Here is a 15,827-nt window from a genome sequence, read left to right as displayed (position 1 = left end):
AGCCCCCGGCGAGCCCAGGCCGCTGGCCTCGGTCCCGAGCCGGCCTGTCCGGTCCGTTGGCCCGGCGGCCTCTGTTCGGCTCAGGCGCCACCGCGCCGCGGCGCAGAGGGGGGCGGCGATTCCAGCAGTGTGGCCGGCGCGCGGCCGCCCCGCGGCGACAGGTCCCGTGCATCCGTGTCATGGCATGTCAGCGGTTTGTGATACTGAACGCCTGGCTGGAACGTTGAGTGCCGTATTCGCCTCAGTGTCTTGATTGGCAAGGGTTTGGCGCATGCCGGCGAGGTTGGGACCAATGTCGTGCTTGCATCGTTCGGGCGCCAACCCCATAAATCGGGCGTGGCCGCCGTAGTGGCTGCCTAACGCTTACATCTGGAGTCCGCATGTCCGACCGTACCGAACACGAAATCCTGCAACTGCCGGTGCTGCCGCTGCGCGACGTGGTCGTGTTTCCGCACATGGTGATCCCGCTGTTCGTCGGCCGCGACAAGTCGATCCGCGCCCTCGACCTGGCGATGGAATCCGACAAGCGCATCCTGCTGGTCGCGCAGAAATCCGCCGAGACCGACGATCCGGTCGCCGAGGATCTGTACGAGATCGGCACGCTCGCGCAGGTGCTGCAGCTGCTCAAACTGCCCGACGGCACCATCAAGGTCCTGGTCGAGGGCGTGTCGCGGGTCAAGGTCGGCGACGTCCTCGAACGCGACGGCGCGCTGTCGGGGCAGGCCGAACTGGTCGAGCCGGTGATCGATCGCGAAGAACGCGAAGTCGAGGCGATCGCGCGCTCGCTGATGGGCCTGTTCGAGCAGTACGTCAAGACCAACCGCAAGCTGCCGCCGGAGCTGATGCAGACCCTGGCCGGCATCGACGAGCCCGGCCGTCTGGCCGACACCGTCGCCGCCCACCTGGGCGTGCGCATCGGCGACAAGCAGAAGCTGCTCGAGACCCATGCCATCGGCGCGCGCCTGGAACAACTGGTCGGTCTGGTCGACGGCGAAATCGACGTGCAGCAGCTGGAGAAGCGCATCCGCGGCCGGGTCAAGTCGCAGATGGAGAAGAGCCAGCGCGAGTACTACCTCAACGAGCAGATGAAGGCGATCCAGAAGGAGCTCGGCGAGATCGACGACGCGCCCAACGACGTCGACGAGCTCGCGCGCAAGATCGCCGAGGCCGGCATGCCCAAGCCGGTGGAAACCAAGGCCAAGGCCGAACTCAACAAGCTCAAGCAGATGTCGCCGATGTCGGCCGAAGCGGCGGTGGTGCGCAACTACCTCGACTGGCTGCTCGGCGTGCCGTGGAAGAAGCGCAGCAAGATCCGCAAGGACCTCAAGGCCGCGCAGGACGTGCTCGACGCCGACCACTTCGGCCTGGAGAAGGTCAAGGAACGCATCCTCGAATACCTCGCCGTGCAGACCCGGGTCAAGAACATGAAGGGCGCGATCCTATGCTTGGTCGGTCCGCCCGGCGTGGGCAAGACCTCGCTGGGGCAGAGCATCGCCAAGGCGACCAACCGCAAGTTCGTGCGCATGTCGCTCGGCGGCGTGCGCGACGAGGCCGAGATCCGCGGCCACCGCCGGACCTACGTCGGTTCGATGCCGGGGCGCATCGTCCAGAATCTCAACAAGGTCGGCAGCAAGAACCCGCTGTTCGTGCTCGACGAAATCGACAAGATGTCGATGGACTTCCGCGGCGACCCGTCCTCGGCGCTGCTCGAAGTGCTCGACCCCGAGCAGAACAACGCCTTCAACGATCACTACCTCGAAGTCGATCTCGACCTGAGCGAGGTGATGTTCGTGGCGACCTCCAACTCGCTCAATATTCCCGGCCCGCTGCTGGACCGCATGGAAGTGATCCGGATCCCGGGTTACACCGAGGAGGAAAAGCTCAACATCGCGATGCGCTACCTGCTGCCCAAGCAGATCAAGGCCAACGGCTTGAAGGCCGAGGAAATCAAGATCGCCGAATCGGCGGTGCGCGACATCGTGCGCTACTACACCCGCGAATCGGGCGTGCGCAACCTCGAGCGCGAGATCTCCAAGATCTGCCGCAAGGTGGTCAAGGAAATCGCCCTGGCCGGCCCGAAGCTCAAGAAGGGCAAGGACGGTGCGATGAGCATCGGCTCGAAGAATCTCGAGAAGTACCTGGGCGTGCGCCGCTTCGATTTCGGCCGAGCCGAAGAGCAGAACGAGATCGGCCTGGTCACCGGCCTGGCCTGGACCGAAGTCGGCGGCGACCTGCTCCAGGTCGAAGCCACCCTGGTGCCGGGCAAGGGCCAGTTGATCCTGACCGGCCAGCTCGGCGACGTCATGAAGGAGTCCGCATCGGCGGCCCTGTCGGTGGTGCGTTCGCGCGCCGAACGGCTAGGCATCGATGTCGAGTTCCTGCAGAAGCACGACGTGCACGTGCACGTGCCCGAGGGCGCGACGCCGAAGGACGGCCCGAGCGCGGGCATCGGCATCGCCACCGCTCTGGTGTCGATGCTGACCAAGAACGCGGTCAAGGCCGACGTCGCGATGACCGGCGAAATCACCTTGCGCGGGCGCGTGCTGCCGATCGGCGGGCTCAAGGAAAAACTGCTCGCGGCGCTGCGCGGCGGCATCCGCACCGTGATCATCCCCGAGGAGAACCGCAAGGATCTGTCCGACCTGCCCAAGAGCGTGGTGCAGGGCCTCAAGATCGTGCCGGCGCGTTGGATCGACGAGGTGCTCGATCTCGCGCTCGAACGTCCCATCGCGCCGACGCCGGCCTCCGGCGAAGGCGAGCTGCCGGTGCGCGACGCCGGCAAGACGCCTGCCCAGCCCGACGTCAAGCATTGATCGCGCGCTCGGTCGGCCGCCGGTCGGAAACCTGAAAAAAGCGCTGAAAGCCGCGTCGCTGCTAGCTTTCACGCTTGCGCCCCCAAAATGCCGCTGGTATAACGACCGCAACCGCGCTGCAGGAAATCCCACTCCTGCAGCGCGGCACGCTTGATCGGGACGTACGCCTCGCATGGCGTTGATCCGATTCTCAGAACACGCGGTCCAATCCGCACAGGAGTCAAGAAAATAATGAACAAGGCCGATCTCGTAGGGGCAGTTGCCGAAACCGCCGAGCTGTCGAAGACCGACGCTACCGCCGCCGTCGATGCATTGATCGACGTCGTCACCAAGGCGCTCAAGCAGGGCGACACTGTTACGCTCGTTGGCTTCGGTACCTTCCAGGTGCGCGCGCGCGCCGCCCGCCAGGGTCGCAATCCGAAGACCGGCGAAACGATCAAGATCGCAGCATCGAAGAATCCTTCCTTCAAGGCTGGCAAGGCGCTGAAGGATGCTGTAAACTAAGCAGCTCGCCGGCGGTGCCTGGGGCATCGTCAAGCAGAATCCGGGCACTCGGGTGCTTAGCTCAGCGGTAGAGCGTCTCCTTTACACGGAGAGGGTCGGGGGTTCGAAACCCTCAGCACCCACCAGGCTTGCTGGTCTTTCTGCCGAGACGCCGTCCGAAAGATGAAGTCAGGCAAGACGCGAGTCAGGATTCGGTTGAAAGAGTTCAAAACGCGGAGTGGTAGTTCAGTCGGTTAGAATGCTGGCCTGTCACGCCGGAGGTCGCGGGTTCGAGTCCCGTCCACTCCGCCAGTTTTGCCAAAGGCGCCGGGAACGGCGCCTTTGTTTTATATAAGTGAGAGCATTCGTTTTTGCGCGATCGCGGCGCGGCGGATGCGGAAAGTTTCAAAACGCGGAGTGGTAGTTCAGTCGGTTAGAATGCTGGCCTGTCACGCCGGAGGTCGCGGGTTCGAGTCCCGTCCACTCCGCCAGTTTTGCGAAGGCGCCGGAAACGGCGCCTTTTTTTATGCCCGCGATTTTGTCGGCTCGGTTTTGTCGCCGACTTTGCGGCGCGACTGCCGAGGCGTTCGAGCCGGTGCGCTCGTGCCGGCGCGCGGCCCCGGTCGCCGAAGTCGTCGCCGCCGCCGAGCCGATGGCCGCCGCTGCGACCGGCCCGCCCGGGTCGCGCAGTCTGGCGCCGCGGCCTCCGCTCCAGCTTCCCTTGGGCGTCGACCCGGCCCGCCAGCCGCCCCGGAGTGCGACCGCCGTCCCCCCATCCGCCTGGGGCCCGGAACCGCGCTAAACTGTCCGGCTTACGACTGAACGCGACTCGGACATGCTGCAGACACTTCGCGACAAGACCTCGGGCTGGATCGCCACCGTGATCCTCGGCTTGCTGATCATTCCCTTCGCCTTCGTCGGCATCGAGCAATATCTCGTACAGCGCGTCGACAGCTCGGTCGCGCGGATCGACATGGCCCCGTCGTGGTGGCGTACGGCGCCGTCGTGGTGGCCGGCCTCGATGCTGTGGAAGCACGAGTCGATCGATGCGCAGGAATTCAATGCGCGCTTCCAGCAGGAACGCGATCGCCGCCGCGCCGCCGAAGGCGAGGCCTTCGATGCGCGCGAGTTCGAAAAGCCCGAGAGCAAGCGCGCGGTGCTGGAAACCCTGATCGACGAGCGCGTGCGCAAGCTCGCCGCCGAAGTCGACGGCCTGGCGGTCAGCGATGCGCTGGTCATCAAGACCATCCAGGCGGTTCCGGAATTCCAGGACAGCACCGGCAAGTTCAACCAGGAGCGCTACGTGCTCGGCCTGCAGATGCGCCAGCCGGCGCAGACCCCGACCGAGTTCGAACAGTTCGTGCGCGACCGCCTGATGGAATCGTTGCTGACCGGCGGCATCGGCCAGAGCAACTTCCTCACCCACGCCGAAACCGACCGCCTGATCAAGCTGATGGGCGAGCGCCGCGACGTCAGCCTGGTGATGCTGCCGGCCCCGACCCCGGACACCGGCGAGGTCAGCGCCGCCGACATCCAGAAGTGGTACGACAGCCATCCCAAGGATTTCCGCGCGCCCGAAAGCGTCAACCTCGAATACGTCGAGATCAACGGCGCGACCCTGCCGCCGCCGCCGCCGCCGACCGAGAAGGCCCTGCAGGACCGCTACGAGGCCGAGAAGAACCGCTTCATCGCCCAGGAACAGCGGCTGATCTCGCACATCCAGGTCAACGTCGCCCCCGGCGCCGATGCCGCGGCGCAGAAGGCCGCCGAGCAGAAGGCCGCGCAGCTCGCGGCGCAGGCCAAGGCCGCCGGCGCCGATTTCGCCGCGCTCGCCCGCGCCAACAGCGACGACCTCGGCTCCAAGGCCGCCGGCGGCGAACTGGGCTGGGTCAGCAAGGGCGATATCCCGGGCGCGTTCGAAGACGCCGCGTTCAAGCTCAAGGTCGGCGAAGTCAGTGCGCCGGTGAAGGACGACAGCGGCTGGCACGTGATCGTGGTGCGCGAGGTCAAGAGCGGCGACCAGCAGCCGTTCGCGCTGGTCCGCGACGCGCTGCTGCGCGAGGAGACCGAGGCCAGCCGCGAGCGCAACTTCAACGATTTCTCGGCCAAGCTGGTCGACCTGGTCTACAAGAACCCGACCTCGCTCGACGGCCCGGCCAAGGCGATGAACCTGCCGGTGCAGAAGATCGGCCCGGTCACGCGCGACGCCGCCGCCAACAGCGGCATCGGCGCCAACCCGGCGGTGATCCGCGCCGCGTTCTCCGACGCGCGCCTGCAGGACAACACGGTCAGCGACCCGATCGACATCGGCCAGGAGCACAGCGTGCTGATCCGGGTCGTCTCGCACACGCCGGAACGCGCGCTGCCGCTGGCCCAGGTCCGCGACAAGGTGATCGCCGCGGTGCGCGCCGACCGCGGCATCAAGGCCGCGCAGAAGGAAGCCGACGCATTGGTCGCGCGCATCAACGGCGGCGAAGCCATCGCCGCGGTCGCCGCCTCCAAGCAGCTGACCGCACCGGAAACGATCCCGGACGTCGCCCGCGGCATGCCGCTGCCGACCCCGGAAGTCAGCGAGGCCATCTTCGCCCTCAAGGCTCCGGCCGAAGGCAAGGTCGCCGCCGGCAAGGCCGCGCTCGACGACGGCCGCGTGGTCCTGTTCGCGGTCAACAAGGTCAAGCCGGGCAGCAAGTCGGACATCCCGGCGGCCCAGCTCGACATGCTGCGCACCCAGATCTCGCAGATGGGCGGTTACGAAGAAAGCCGAGAGCTGACCAAGGCGCTGCGCAAGCGCGTGCAGATCAAGGTGATCGAAGAAAACCTGCGCTGATCGTTACCGGCGTGCGGACGAGAAGGCCCGGCATTGCCGGGCCTTTTTTTGCCTGACCGAATCGTAATGACCGGTCGCTGCCGCGCGCATCGCGACGCCGATGCGCGCGGCTCTCAGACGGCGATCACAGGGGGCCGCGTTCCCAGGGGCCGGTGATCGCGAAGGTGATGCCCGGCGACTGCAGGTTGACGAACAAGGTGCGCGCGGCCGGGTCCCAGCAGGCGCCGCAGAATTCGCTGTCGCGGTAATCGCCTTCGGCGACGTGCTTGCCGGCGTTGGCGATCTGGGTCGAGGTCAGCTCAGTGTTGTTCTTGCACAGATAGAACGATTCGCCGCCGCGGGTCAGGCCGACCAGGCGCGTGCCCGGGCCGTATTCGTCGGGGCTGCCGGCCGGCGCCGCGTCCGGGTCCTCGCACAACACCACGCCGCCGCGCGCATTGACGGTGATGTTGTCGGGATTGTGCGCGGCGAGCTGGTGGCTGCTGACGAACAGCGCGCGCATGCGCTGGGTGAACAGGTCCAGCACCCACACCGCACCGTTGCCGCGGCCCTTGCGGCCCTGGGGGTCGGTGCCGTTGCTGGTGTCGACGATGAACAGCTTGCCGTAGCTGTACCAGATGCCTTCGCCGCGGCTCATGCGCAGGCCGCCTTCGCTCCAGGCCTGGGCGAACGGGCCGCTGAGGGTGTCGCCGGCGCCGATGTCGGGGAAGCCGCTCGGCGCGGCGATCGAGTCCAGGTCCGGATCGGGAATATCGACCCATTCGAGCTGGTATTCGGCGCCGATGCTCACCGCGGTGAGGTCGGCGTTGGGCTTGCCGCGCACCCGCGCGGCCTGCAGGCGGCCGCCGTGTTCGAGGGAGCCATGGCAGCCGGCGCGGCGGTTCGGGATGAAACGATAGAAGCCGGACTTGTTGCGGTCGTCTTCGGTCAGATAGACGATGCCGGTGCGCGGATCGATCGCCACCGCTTCGTGGCTGAAGCGGCCCATCTCGACGATCGGGCGGCCGCTGGTGCGTTCGCTGCGCGGGTCGACCTCGAACACGTAACCGTGCTTGTGACCGGTGCTGGACACCGCGTTGCTCTTGATCTCCTCGCAGCTCAGCCAGGTGCCCCACGGGGTCGGGCCGCCGGCGCAATTGACCAGGGTGCCGCCGAGGCTCGGCTCGACGCCGCGCCATTCGTCGCCGTGGCGGCCTTCGCCGGGGCGATAGCGCAGGGTGGTGGTGCCGCCGCCGGGTTGCCCGCCGCTGACGGTGCCGGTGTCGTACATGCCGGGCGCGCGGATCGGGCTGGAGCCGGCGCCTCGTTCGTGGTTGCGGATCAGGATCAGTTCGCTGCGGCCGTGGCCGCGCCCGTGCGGATGCTGGGCGCCGCGGCGCGCCGCGACCACGGCCATGCCGTCGTGGCGGTCCGGGCAGATCTGGCCATCGTCCATGCGATCGCCGCTCCAGGCGAACGAGCGATAGCTGAAGCCGCGCGGCAACTGCAGCAAGGGCAGGCCGGTGCTGAGGTCGGCGACCGGCGCCAGCGCGCCGTAGCGGCTCGGGACGGGGGAAAGCCGGGTCGGATCGGTCGCAGCGGCGGCCTGACGCGTGTACAACGCGCTCAGGCTGCCCATCGCGCCGATCGCCATGGCGGCGGCGCTGCTCTTGATGACCTGGCGGCGGGAGGGATCGAAAGCATCCATCGTGAAACTCCTGCGGGGCTGGGGTGGGGCGGGGGAACCCTGCACGCTAGGCCGGTGCGGTAACCGGAATATGACAACGCCGCGTCGGCGCCGGCGGGGCCGCGCGCGCTTGGCTACCATGCGCGCATGAAAAGCAGACTGATCGCCGTGGGCGAGCGAGCGCCGCGCTGGGTCGCGGAAGGCTTCGGCGAATACCAGAAGCGTCTCTCGCATTGGTTGCCGCTGGAGTTGGTCGAGATCGAACCCGGTCTGCGCGGCAAGGGCCGCGACGCCGTGCGCGCGACCCAGGACGAAGGCGCGCGGGTGCTCGCCGCTTTGCCGAAGAACGCCTGCGTGGTCGCGCTGGAAGGGCGCGGCCGCCTGTGGACCTCGGAACAGCTCGCGCAACGCCTGGAGCATTGGCGGGGCCAGGGCCGCGACCTGGCGTTCCTGATCGGCGGCCCGGAAGGGCATGCGCCCGAAGTGCTCGCGCGCGCCGACGAACAATGGTCGCTGGGGCCGCTGACGTTGCCCCACATGCTGGTGCGGCTGGTCGCCGCCGAGCAGTTGTACCGGGCCGCCGCGCTGCTGGCGAACCATCCTTATCACCGCGCCTGAGCAGCGCGCCTGAGCACCGCGCCTGAGCGGCGGATCGAGCGCGGGTCTGTGGACTCGATGCATCCGCAGCCCGGCGCGCGCGCGGCCACGACACGAATCGCTATCGACGGCTCTCGTCCCAGGAAAAAGCCCGGGCTTGCGGCCCGGGCTTCGGTTCGACGCGTCTATGAGAACTATTGATCCAGCTTGAACTCGATCGGCACCCGGCCGCGCGCCTGCACCGGCTGGCCGTTGCTCATCGCCGGCTGGAAGGTCCAGCGGCTCAGCACGACCTTGCGCGCGGCCTGGTCGAGCAGGCGATGGCCGCTGCTGCGCACGATGCTGACCTCGAGCGGCTTGCCGTCGACGCCGACCAGGATCTCCAGCTCGACCACCCCGGTCAGACCTTCGCGCACCGCCTGCGGCGGATAGCTCGGCGGCGGGTTCTTCAGGCTCTGCAGGACCGCGCCGGTCAGGGTCTGCGGCCCCAGGTCGATCTGCGGCGTGGCCCGGGCGACGGTCTCCGCGCCGGCGAAGTCCATCGGTTGCGGATCGGGGTTGTCGACCACGACCGGCGGGGCTTCGACCGGCTGGACCTGCGGCTGGACGATGGGTTGCTGCTGCTGCGGCTTCCGGACGACCTCGACCAGTCTCGGCGGCGGCGGCGGTGGTTCGACCAATACTTCCTTCTTGCGAAATTCAATCGGGATGATCGGTTCGTCCGGCGACACCAGCAAACGCGGCGCGCTCAGCGGGACCAGCATCAACATCAGCATCGCCGCGTTGAAGGCGATGGCGCCGGCGTTGGCGGCGATGCGGGTGCCGTCCAATGGCGTGTGGGAGTGAGAGGGAATCGCGCGAACCATGAGCTACCTCCTTGGCTTGTCTGACATCACTGACAACGTTCGGATACCGCCGGCGGGGTCGAGCCACAACATTGGTGCTGCGTCACAAAAATGCGCCGGCCGATTTTTAGATGCAAGCGCTTCTCGTTTGCGACTTTGGTCGGTCCGTGGCCCGTTCGGCGGCGATCCGCCGGGCTTGAAGGCGAGCGCCGGCCTGAAGAAATCGCCGGAGTTTTCGCTTCGGCGTGGCGTCCGCGCCGATGGTCCGCAGGGCGCTCGGGGCGCGAGAAATGCTGAATGGATGGCAACGCCGCTGCGACGGGCATGCGCTTGGCCACTTGCCGGCCGGGCCGGGTCGAGGTTGCCGCGCGCAAACGGAAGGCCCGCTCGCGCGGGCCTTCCGGGGTAGCTCAGCAGGCACGTGGTTCAGTGAGGCCGGCTCAGCGATCGGCCGGCTTCAACGAGCCGCCGGCTTTAACGATCCGCTGGGTCGGCACCGTTCTCGGGGTCGCGTTCCAGACCGCCCTCGTCGGGGTTCGGCGGCTTGCGCGGGTGCGGCTGGCGGGCGTCGTCGGGGTCGCGCGGCTGCGGTTCCGAATAGCCGGGGTTGCGGCCCGGCTTGGGGTCCGGCGCCGGCGGCGTGGTCTTGGTCGGGCCGGCCATGCTTACTTGCCCAGCTCGAAGACGACGTCGAGGGTCATCGACAGGGCGTTCTCGCCCGGCGCGATCGGCGTGTCGGCCGAGGCCTTCTCCATTCGGCCCATCGCCATCATCGGCATCGGCATCGGCGGCCCGAAGCGCCCGCTCTCGCTGACGCTGACGATCCGGCGGACCTTCATGCCCAGGGTCTTGGCGTACATCTCGGCGCGGGCCTGGGCCTTCTCGATGGCGCTGCGGCGGGCTTCGTCGTAGGCGACGTCCTTTTCCTTGTCGTCGATGTCGAAGCTGGGGCCGTTGATCTGGTTGGCGCCGGTGGCGACCAGGGCGTCGAGGATCTTGCCGAGCTTGGACAGATCTCGCACGACGATGTTGACGTTGTTGCTGGCCTGGTAGCCGGTGATCGCCGGCGGCTGGTTCTCGGCGTAGCGGTATTGCGGGTTGAGGTTGACCCCGCCGGTCTGGACGTCGCGGTCGGCGATGCCGGCGCCCTTGATCGCGGCGACGACCTTGCTCATCTGCTCGGCGTTGGCGCGCATCGCGGCATTGGCGTCGGCGGCCTGGGTGACCACGCCGGTCGACAGGGTGGCGATGTTCGGCGTGCGGCGCGCCTCGGCCTGGGCCGACACCGACAGCAGGGTGCCGTCGCTGGCGACGTAGGCGGGCGCGGTCTGGGCTTGGGCGGTCATGGCGGTGGCGGCTCCGAAGGCGAGGAATGCGGCGAGCGCCAGCGGGCGCAACGAAAAGCGGGGGGACGACTGTGGCGACGACCGGGTCATGTGGTGCTCCTTGAAGGACGAGGGCTAGGGTCTTGCTGAACTGGTGAACGAACCGTGATTCGTTGCGGGGTTTGCGAGGCTCGTCGTCGGCTGGCGCTCAGTCAGCGCGGGTTATGCTTTCGGCATGCTCTATCTTGCCTCCAAGTCGCCGCGGCGACGCGAATTGCTGACCCGCCTCGGCCTGGAATTCGGCGTACTCGATCTCGACGTGCCCGAACACCGCCAGCCCAACGAACCGGCACTGGACTACGTCCGCCGCGTCGCCCGAGAAAAGGCCGGCGCCGGCCTGCTGCAGGTGCTCGGCAATCCGACCGCGCTGGTGCTGGGCTCCGACACCGAGGTCGTGCTCGACGACGAGGTGTTCGGCAAGCCGCGCGACGCCGAGGATGCCGCCGCCATGCTGCGCAGGCTGTCGGGGCGCACCCACCAGGTGATTTCGGCGGTGTCGCTGGTCTCGCCTTCGCACGAGGCGCAGGCGCTGTCGGTCTCGCAGGTCAGCTTCGCCGAGCTCGACGAGGCGACGATCGCGCGCTACGTCGCCAGCGGCGAGCCCGAGGGCAAAGCCGGTGCCTACGCCATCCAGGGCGGCGCCGAAGTCTTCGTGCGGCATCTGGCCGGCAGTTATTCGGGGGTGATGGGGCTGCCGCTGCACGAAACGGCGCGGCTGCTGCGCGAGTTCGGCGTCGGCGGCTAGGCGCAGCGCCTCGTTCGACCGCAGCCCGGCTGCCGTACCGCGTTCCTTCCATCCGACGTTCGCCCGACTTGGGAACTGCCCGCCTCATGACTGAAGAAATCCTGGTCAACGTCACTCCGCGCGAAACCCGCGTCGCCGTCGTCGAGAACGGCATGCTGCAGGAGCTGCACATCGAGCGCGGCTGGCGCCGCGGCGTGGTCGGCAACATCTACAAGGGCAAAGTCCAGCGGGTGATGCCGGGCATGCAGGCGGCGTTCGTCGAGATCGGCCTGGAGCGCGCGGCGTTCCTGCACGCGGCCGACATCGTCAAGCACAACCCGGTCGGCGAAGGCGAGGGCGACGAAGCGCCGCTGCCGCCGACCCCGACCCGGCCGATCGCCGAGCTGCTGCGCGAAGGCCAGGAGATCGTCGTCCAGGTGGTCAAGGACCCGATCGGCAGCAAGGGCGCGCGCCTGACCACCCAGCTCAGCATCCCCTCGCGCTACCTGGTGCTGTTGCCGCGCACCCGCGTGGTCGGGGTGTCGGCGCGGATCGAGGACGAGGGCGAGCGCGCGCGGCTGAAGTCGCTGGTCACCACCCTGGCCCCGGCCGGCGACAACCACGGCTACATCGTCCGCACCAACGCCGAAAGCCAGCCCGAGGAAGCTCTGGCCGAGGACATCGGTTACCTGAGCCGGGCCTGGGCGCTGATCGCCGAGAAGTCGCAGAGCTCGAAGGTCGGCGAACGCGTCTACGAAGACCTGAGCCTGCCGCTGCGCGCGGTGCGCGACCTGATCCGCCGCGACGTCGAGAAGGTCAAGGTCGATTCGCGCGAGACCTGCGAGCGCCTGCGCAGCTTCGCCGCGCAGTACATGCCGGGGCTGGCCGAGAAGATCGAGCACTACACCGGCGCGCGGCCGATCTTCGACCTGTACGGGGTCGAGGACGAGATCCAGCGCGCGCTCGAGAAGGAAGTGCCGCTGAAGTCCGGCGGCTACCTGGTCATCGACCAGACCGAAGCGATGACGACGATCGACGTCAACACCGGCTCGTTCCTGGGTCAACGCAACCTCGAGGAGACCGTTTACCGGACCAACCTCGAGGCGGCGCAGTCGGTCGCCCGGCAACTGCGGCTGCGCAACCTGGGCGGGATCATCATCATCGACTTCATCGACATGACCGACCTGGAGCATCGCCGCCAGGTGCTGCGCCAGTTGGAAAAGGCGCTGACCCGCGATCACGCCAAGACCACGGTCTACGAATTCTCGCCGCTGGGCCTGGTGGAGATGACCCGCAAGCGCACCACCGAGAGCCTGGAGCGCCAGCTCAGCGAGGCCTGCCACGAATGCGGCGGCCGCGGCACCCTGAAGACGCCGGAGACGGTGACCTACGAAATCTTCCGCGAGATCGTCCGCCAGGTGCGCCAGTTCGACGCCGCGCGCCTGCTGGTGATCGCCTCGCCGAAAGTGGTCGCGCGCATCACCGACGAAGAATCCGCCGCGGTGGCCGAACTGGAGGAATTTCTCGGCAAGTCGATCCGCTTCCAGGCCGAGGACCAGTACGCGCAGGAGCAGTTCGATGTGGTTTTGCTCTGAAATGCTCGGGACTCGGGGTTCGGGACTCGGGACTCGCCAACCCGAGCCGAACCTCTCCGCTGTACGAGGCCCGTGTTCCGGGGCCCGAGTCCCGGCGGGACGCGGAGCGGCCCGCTGATGCCCACCCCCCTGCGCCGCCGCTTGCGCCTGGCCCGTCGTGGCGCCTTCTATGGCGTCGCGATCGTGCTCGTGCTGGTGGCGGTACTGTTGGGGGCGGCGAGCCAGGTGTTGCCGCTGGCCGAAAGCCACCCCGACCGCGTCGCGGCCTGGTTGAGCCAGCGCGCCGGGCGGGCGGTCGCGTTCGACAAGGTCGAAACCCAATGGACGCGGCGCGGGCCCTTGCTGCGCCTGGATGGGTTGCGCATCGGCGAGGGCAGCCAGGCCTTCACCATCGGCGATGCGGAAATGCTGGTCTCGGTGTACGCCGGCTTGTTGCCGGGGCAGTCGTTCTCGGAACTGCGCCTCAAGGGGCTCGACCTGACCCTGGAGCGCGGCGACGACGGCCGTTGGAAAGTGCGCGGCTTGCCCGGGCAGCAGGACGCGCGCCAGCGCGACCCGCTGTCGGCGCTCGAAGGCCTCGGCGAACTGCAGGTGATCGACGGACGGCTCGCGGTGATCGCGCCGTCGCTCGGCATCGATGCGCGGGTGCCGAAGATCGACCTGCGCTTGCGCGTGGACGGCAAGCGCGTGCGCGCCGGCGTGCGCGCCTGGCCGACGGTCGGCGTGGGCGGGGCGCCGTCGACGCCGCTCGACGCGGTGGTGGATTTCGATCGCGAGCGGGGCGACGGCCGCGCCTATGCCGGCGCCACCCGCGCCGACCTGACCGGCTGGTCGCCGCTGCTCAAGCTCGCCGGTATCCGGGTCGAGTCGGGCCAGGGCCGGGCCGAGGCCTGGGCCGAGCTGCGGGACCATCGCGTCGCTTCGGTGACGGTGTCGGCCGCGCTCGACCGCGTCGGTTTGCGCGCCGAGAGAGCGCAGCCCGCTGCGCCGCCCGCGGCCGATGCGCGAGTCGATTTCGAACACGTGGAAACCCTGTCGCGCTGGCGCCTGACCGACACCGGCTGGCGTTTCGATGCATCGAAGTTGCGGATCGGCAGCGGCGAGAAAGTACAGACCCTCGACGGCCTCGCCGTCGCCGGCGGCGAGCAGTACGCGCTGCGCGCCGAACGCATCGACGCCGGCCCCTTGATCGCGGTCGCCGCGCTCAGCGATGCCTTGCCGGAGCGTTTGCGCAACTGGTTCGAGACCGCCAAGCCGCGTGCGTCGCTGCGCGACATCGCGTTCAACGGCCGCCGCAACGGCCCGATCTACGCGAGCGCGAAGATCGAAGCGCTCGGTTTCGACGCGGTCGGCGATGCGCCGGGACTGCAGGGCCTGGCCGGCCGCTTCGAAGGCGACGGCGACGGCTTCACCCTCGAGCTCGACGAAGCCTCGCCGATGCGCTTCGACTGGCCGCGCGGTTTCGGCGTGCCGCATACGGTCAAGCTGCAGGGCCGGGTCGGCGGCTGGCGCGAAGGCGCGGGCTGGCGCGTCGGCACCACCGCCTTGCGCGTGCGCGGCGAGGATTTCGGCCTCAGCGCGCGCGGCGGCCTGTGGTGGCAGGGCGACGGCACCCGGCCGTGGATCGACATCGCCACCGACATCGACCCGACCCAGGTGCCGGTCGCCAAGGGCTTCTGGATCCGCCACCGGATGTCGGCGAAATTGGTCAACTGGCTCGACACCGCCCTGGTCGGCGGCCGCCTCACCGGCGCGCGCGCGGTGATCTCCGGCGACCTCGACGATTGGCCGTTCAACCGCAACAACGGCTTGTTCGAAGCCAGCGCGAAGCTCGAGGGCGCGGCGGTGAAGTTCCAGCCGGAGTGGCCGGCGGTCGAAGGCCTGGACGCCGACGTGCGCTTCGTCGCCGATGGCTTCAGCGTCGAAGGCAGCGGGCGCATCGCCGGCGTCGGCGTGCGCAAGATCGGCGCCGGCATCGATCACTACAAGGACGGTCATCTGCGCGTGCAGGCCGAAGCGGCCGCGGATGCGGCGCAGTTGCAGGCTCTGCTCAAGCAAAGCCCGCTGCGCAAGGATCACGCCGACACGCTCGACCATCTGCGCGCCAGCGGTCCGGCGCGGGTCGGTTTCGAGATGCAGATGCCGTTGCGGCCCAACAGCGCCACCCGCATCGCCGGCACGGTCGACCTGGACAACGCCAAGCTCGCCGATCCGCGCTGGAAGATCGCCTTCGAGCAAGTGCGCGGCCATGCCGAATACGGCCGCGGCGGTTTCCGTGCCGAAGATCTGGCGGTGATGCACGAAGGCGCGCCGGGCAAGCTGTCGCTGCGCGCCGGCGAGGAATTCGTGCGGGACCGCGGCAACGCGTTCGAGGCCGGGCTCGATGTGGTGTCCGGCGCCGACGAGCTGATCGCGCGCGGTCCGGACGAGCTGGCTTGGTTGAAGGCTTATCTCGACGGACGTTCGCTGTGGACGGTCGGGATCTCGATTCCGAGGACGGCGCGTGCCGCCGGCGCGACGCCGACGTCCGGCGTGTCCGCGCCTACGCCGACCTTGTTGCGCCTGCAGTCGAACCTGGTCGGTACCGCGCTGAGCCTGCCGCCGCCGCTCGACAAGGCCGGCGCGGCGAGCCTGCCGGCGACCGTCGAAACCCCGTTGCCGCTCGGCAGCGGCGATGTAAGGGTCGGCCTGGGCAACGTCCTGGCCCTGCGCGCGCGCACGGTCGCCGGCAAGACCGGCGTGCGCGTGGTGCTCGGCGCGAACCGCGTCGACGAAGCGCCGCCGGCCAACGGCCTGATCGCCACCGGCCGCGCCGCGACCCTGGAAGCGATCGACTGGATCGCGATCGCGCGCGGCGGCGGCAGCGGCGACGGCCTGCCGCTGCAGCGCATC

11 protein-coding genes and 3 tRNA genes are annotated in these 15,827 nt (G+C 68.6%); 10 read left to right on the top strand and 4 right to left on the bottom strand.

From position 1 onward, the window contains the following. Window positions 1-380: 380 nt before the first annotated feature. From lon to ACSAMQ_RS16685, 6 genes are all read left to right on the top strand, one after another. Window positions 381-2,813: an endopeptidase La gene (gene lon, locus ACSAMQ_RS16710; RefSeq protein WP_435396737.1), complete on the top strand. Its 2,433-nt coding sequence runs from the start codon at window positions 381-383 to the stop codon at window positions 2,811-2,813. Between the two features lie 231 nt (window positions 2,814-3,044). Beyond that, the gene (locus ACSAMQ_RS16705) at window positions 3,045-3,317 is read left to right on the top strand and encodes an HU family DNA-binding protein (RefSeq protein WP_435396736.1); all 273 of its coding nucleotides are present in this window, start codon (window positions 3,045-3,047) and stop codon (window positions 3,315-3,317) included. A gap of 50 nt (window positions 3,318-3,367) precedes the next feature. After that, a tRNA-Val gene (locus ACSAMQ_RS16700) sits at window positions 3,368-3,442 on the top strand. An 89-nt stretch (window positions 3,443-3,531) separates the two neighbouring features. Continuing rightward, window positions 3,532-3,608 (top strand) — tRNA-Asp (locus ACSAMQ_RS16695). A gap of 102 nt (window positions 3,609-3,710) precedes the next feature. Continuing rightward, window positions 3,711-3,787: transfer RNA gene (locus ACSAMQ_RS16690), tRNA-Asp, on the top strand. Between the two features lie 344 nt (window positions 3,788-4,131). Next, complete coding sequence (locus ACSAMQ_RS16685; protein WP_435396735.1) at window positions 4,132-6,123, top strand: peptidyl-prolyl cis-trans isomerase; 1,992 nt, start codon at window positions 4,132-4,134, stop codon at window positions 6,121-6,123. 124 nt (window positions 6,124-6,247) lie between these two features. Here ACSAMQ_RS16685 and ACSAMQ_RS16680 read toward each other — a convergent pair whose 3' ends face one another. Next, window positions 6,248-7,810: an alkaline phosphatase PhoX gene (locus ACSAMQ_RS16680; RefSeq protein WP_435396734.1), complete on the bottom strand. Its 1,563-nt coding sequence runs from the start codon at window positions 7,808-7,810 to the stop codon at window positions 6,248-6,250. A gap of 126 nt (window positions 7,811-7,936) precedes the next feature. Between ACSAMQ_RS16680 and rlmH the strand changes: the two genes are divergently transcribed. Then, window positions 7,937-8,407: a 23S rRNA (pseudouridine(1915)-N(3))-methyltransferase RlmH gene (rlmH, locus tag ACSAMQ_RS16675; RefSeq protein ID WP_435396733.1), complete on the top strand. Its 471-nt coding sequence runs from the start codon at window positions 7,937-7,939 to the stop codon at window positions 8,405-8,407. A 173-nt stretch (window positions 8,408-8,580) separates the two neighbouring features. On the opposite strand, the gene ACSAMQ_RS16670 is transcribed toward rlmH, so the two are convergent. The 3 genes from ACSAMQ_RS16670 to ACSAMQ_RS16660 form a co-directional block, all read right to left on the bottom strand. Next, window positions 8,581-9,252, bottom strand: a complete 672-nt coding sequence (locus tag ACSAMQ_RS16670) for an energy transducer TonB (RefSeq protein WP_435396732.1) — start codon at window positions 9,250-9,252, stop codon at window positions 8,581-8,583. Window positions 9,253-9,705: 453 nt separating this feature from the next. Beyond that, window positions 9,706-9,894: a hypothetical protein gene (locus ACSAMQ_RS16665; RefSeq protein WP_435396731.1), complete on the bottom strand. Its 189-nt coding sequence runs from the start codon at window positions 9,892-9,894 to the stop codon at window positions 9,706-9,708. A 2-nt stretch (window positions 9,895-9,896) separates the two neighbouring features. Continuing rightward, the gene (locus tag ACSAMQ_RS16660; protein WP_435396730.1) at window positions 9,897-10,667 is read right to left on the bottom strand and encodes an SIMPL domain-containing protein; all 771 of its coding nucleotides are present in this window, start codon (window positions 10,665-10,667) and stop codon (window positions 9,897-9,899) included. Between the two features lie 124 nt (window positions 10,668-10,791). Here ACSAMQ_RS16660 and ACSAMQ_RS16655 point away from each other — a divergent pair, with 124 nt between their 5' ends. The 3 genes from ACSAMQ_RS16655 to ACSAMQ_RS16645 all read left to right on the top strand — a co-directional run. Beyond that, window positions 10,792-11,361 (top strand): Maf family protein, encoded by a 570-nt coding sequence (locus ACSAMQ_RS16655; protein ID WP_435396729.1) that lies wholly within the window; start codon window positions 10,792-10,794, stop codon window positions 11,359-11,361. A gap of 86 nt (window positions 11,362-11,447) precedes the next feature. Further along, window positions 11,448-12,935 carry a ribonuclease G gene (gene rng / locus ACSAMQ_RS16650; protein ID WP_435396728.1) on the top strand — a complete coding sequence of 496 codons (1,488 nt, stop codon included), beginning with the start codon at window positions 11,448-11,450 and terminating at the stop codon, window positions 12,933-12,935. A gap of 117 nt (window positions 12,936-13,052) precedes the next feature. Then, the coding region (locus ACSAMQ_RS16645) for a YhdP family protein (RefSeq protein WP_435396727.1) at window positions 13,053-15,827 on the top strand (2,775 nt) is incomplete at its 3' end.

Origin of the sequence: Lysobacter sp. 1R34A, assembly GCF_051217035.1 — a bacterium.
Classification (GTDB): Bacteria; Pseudomonadota; Gammaproteobacteria; order Xanthomonadales; family Xanthomonadaceae; genus Lysobacter.
The sequence above is the reverse complement of the archived record's forward strand: the minus strand, read 5'-3'. Positions and strand labels throughout refer to the sequence as shown.

Bases quoted from the DNA above. Each gene is read 5' to 3' on its own strand.
- rng (WP_435396728.1), top strand. From the start codon at position 11,448: ATGACTGAAGAAATCCTGGTCAACGTCACTCCGCGCGAAACCCGCGTC.
- ACSAMQ_RS16685 (WP_435396735.1), top strand. From the start codon at position 4,132: ATGCTGCAGACACTTCGCGACAAGACCTCGGGCTGGATCGCCACCGTG.
- ACSAMQ_RS16680 (WP_435396734.1), bottom strand. From the start codon at position 7,810: ATGGATGCTTTCGATCCCTCCCGCCGCCAGGTCATCAAGAGCAGCGCC.
- ACSAMQ_RS16660 (WP_435396730.1), bottom strand. From the start codon at position 10,667: ATGACCCGGTCGTCGCCACAGTCGTCCCCCCGCTTTTCGTTGCGCCCG.
- ACSAMQ_RS16655 (WP_435396729.1), top strand. From the start codon at position 10,792: ATGCTCTATCTTGCCTCCAAGTCGCCGCGGCGACGCGAATTGCTGACC.
- ACSAMQ_RS16670 (WP_435396732.1), bottom strand. From the start codon at position 9,252: ATGGTTCGCGCGATTCCCTCTCACTCCCACACGCCATTGGACGGCACC.
- ACSAMQ_RS16705 (WP_435396736.1), top strand. From the start codon at position 3,045: ATGAACAAGGCCGATCTCGTAGGGGCAGTTGCCGAAACCGCCGAGCTG.
- rlmH (WP_435396733.1), top strand. From the start codon at position 7,937: ATGAAAAGCAGACTGATCGCCGTGGGCGAGCGAGCGCCGCGCTGGGTC.
- lon (WP_435396737.1), top strand. From the start codon at position 381: ATGTCCGACCGTACCGAACACGAAATCCTGCAACTGCCGGTGCTGCCG.
- ACSAMQ_RS16665 (WP_435396731.1), bottom strand. From the start codon at position 9,894: ATGGCCGGCCCGACCAAGACCACGCCGCCGGCGCCGGACCCCAAGCCG.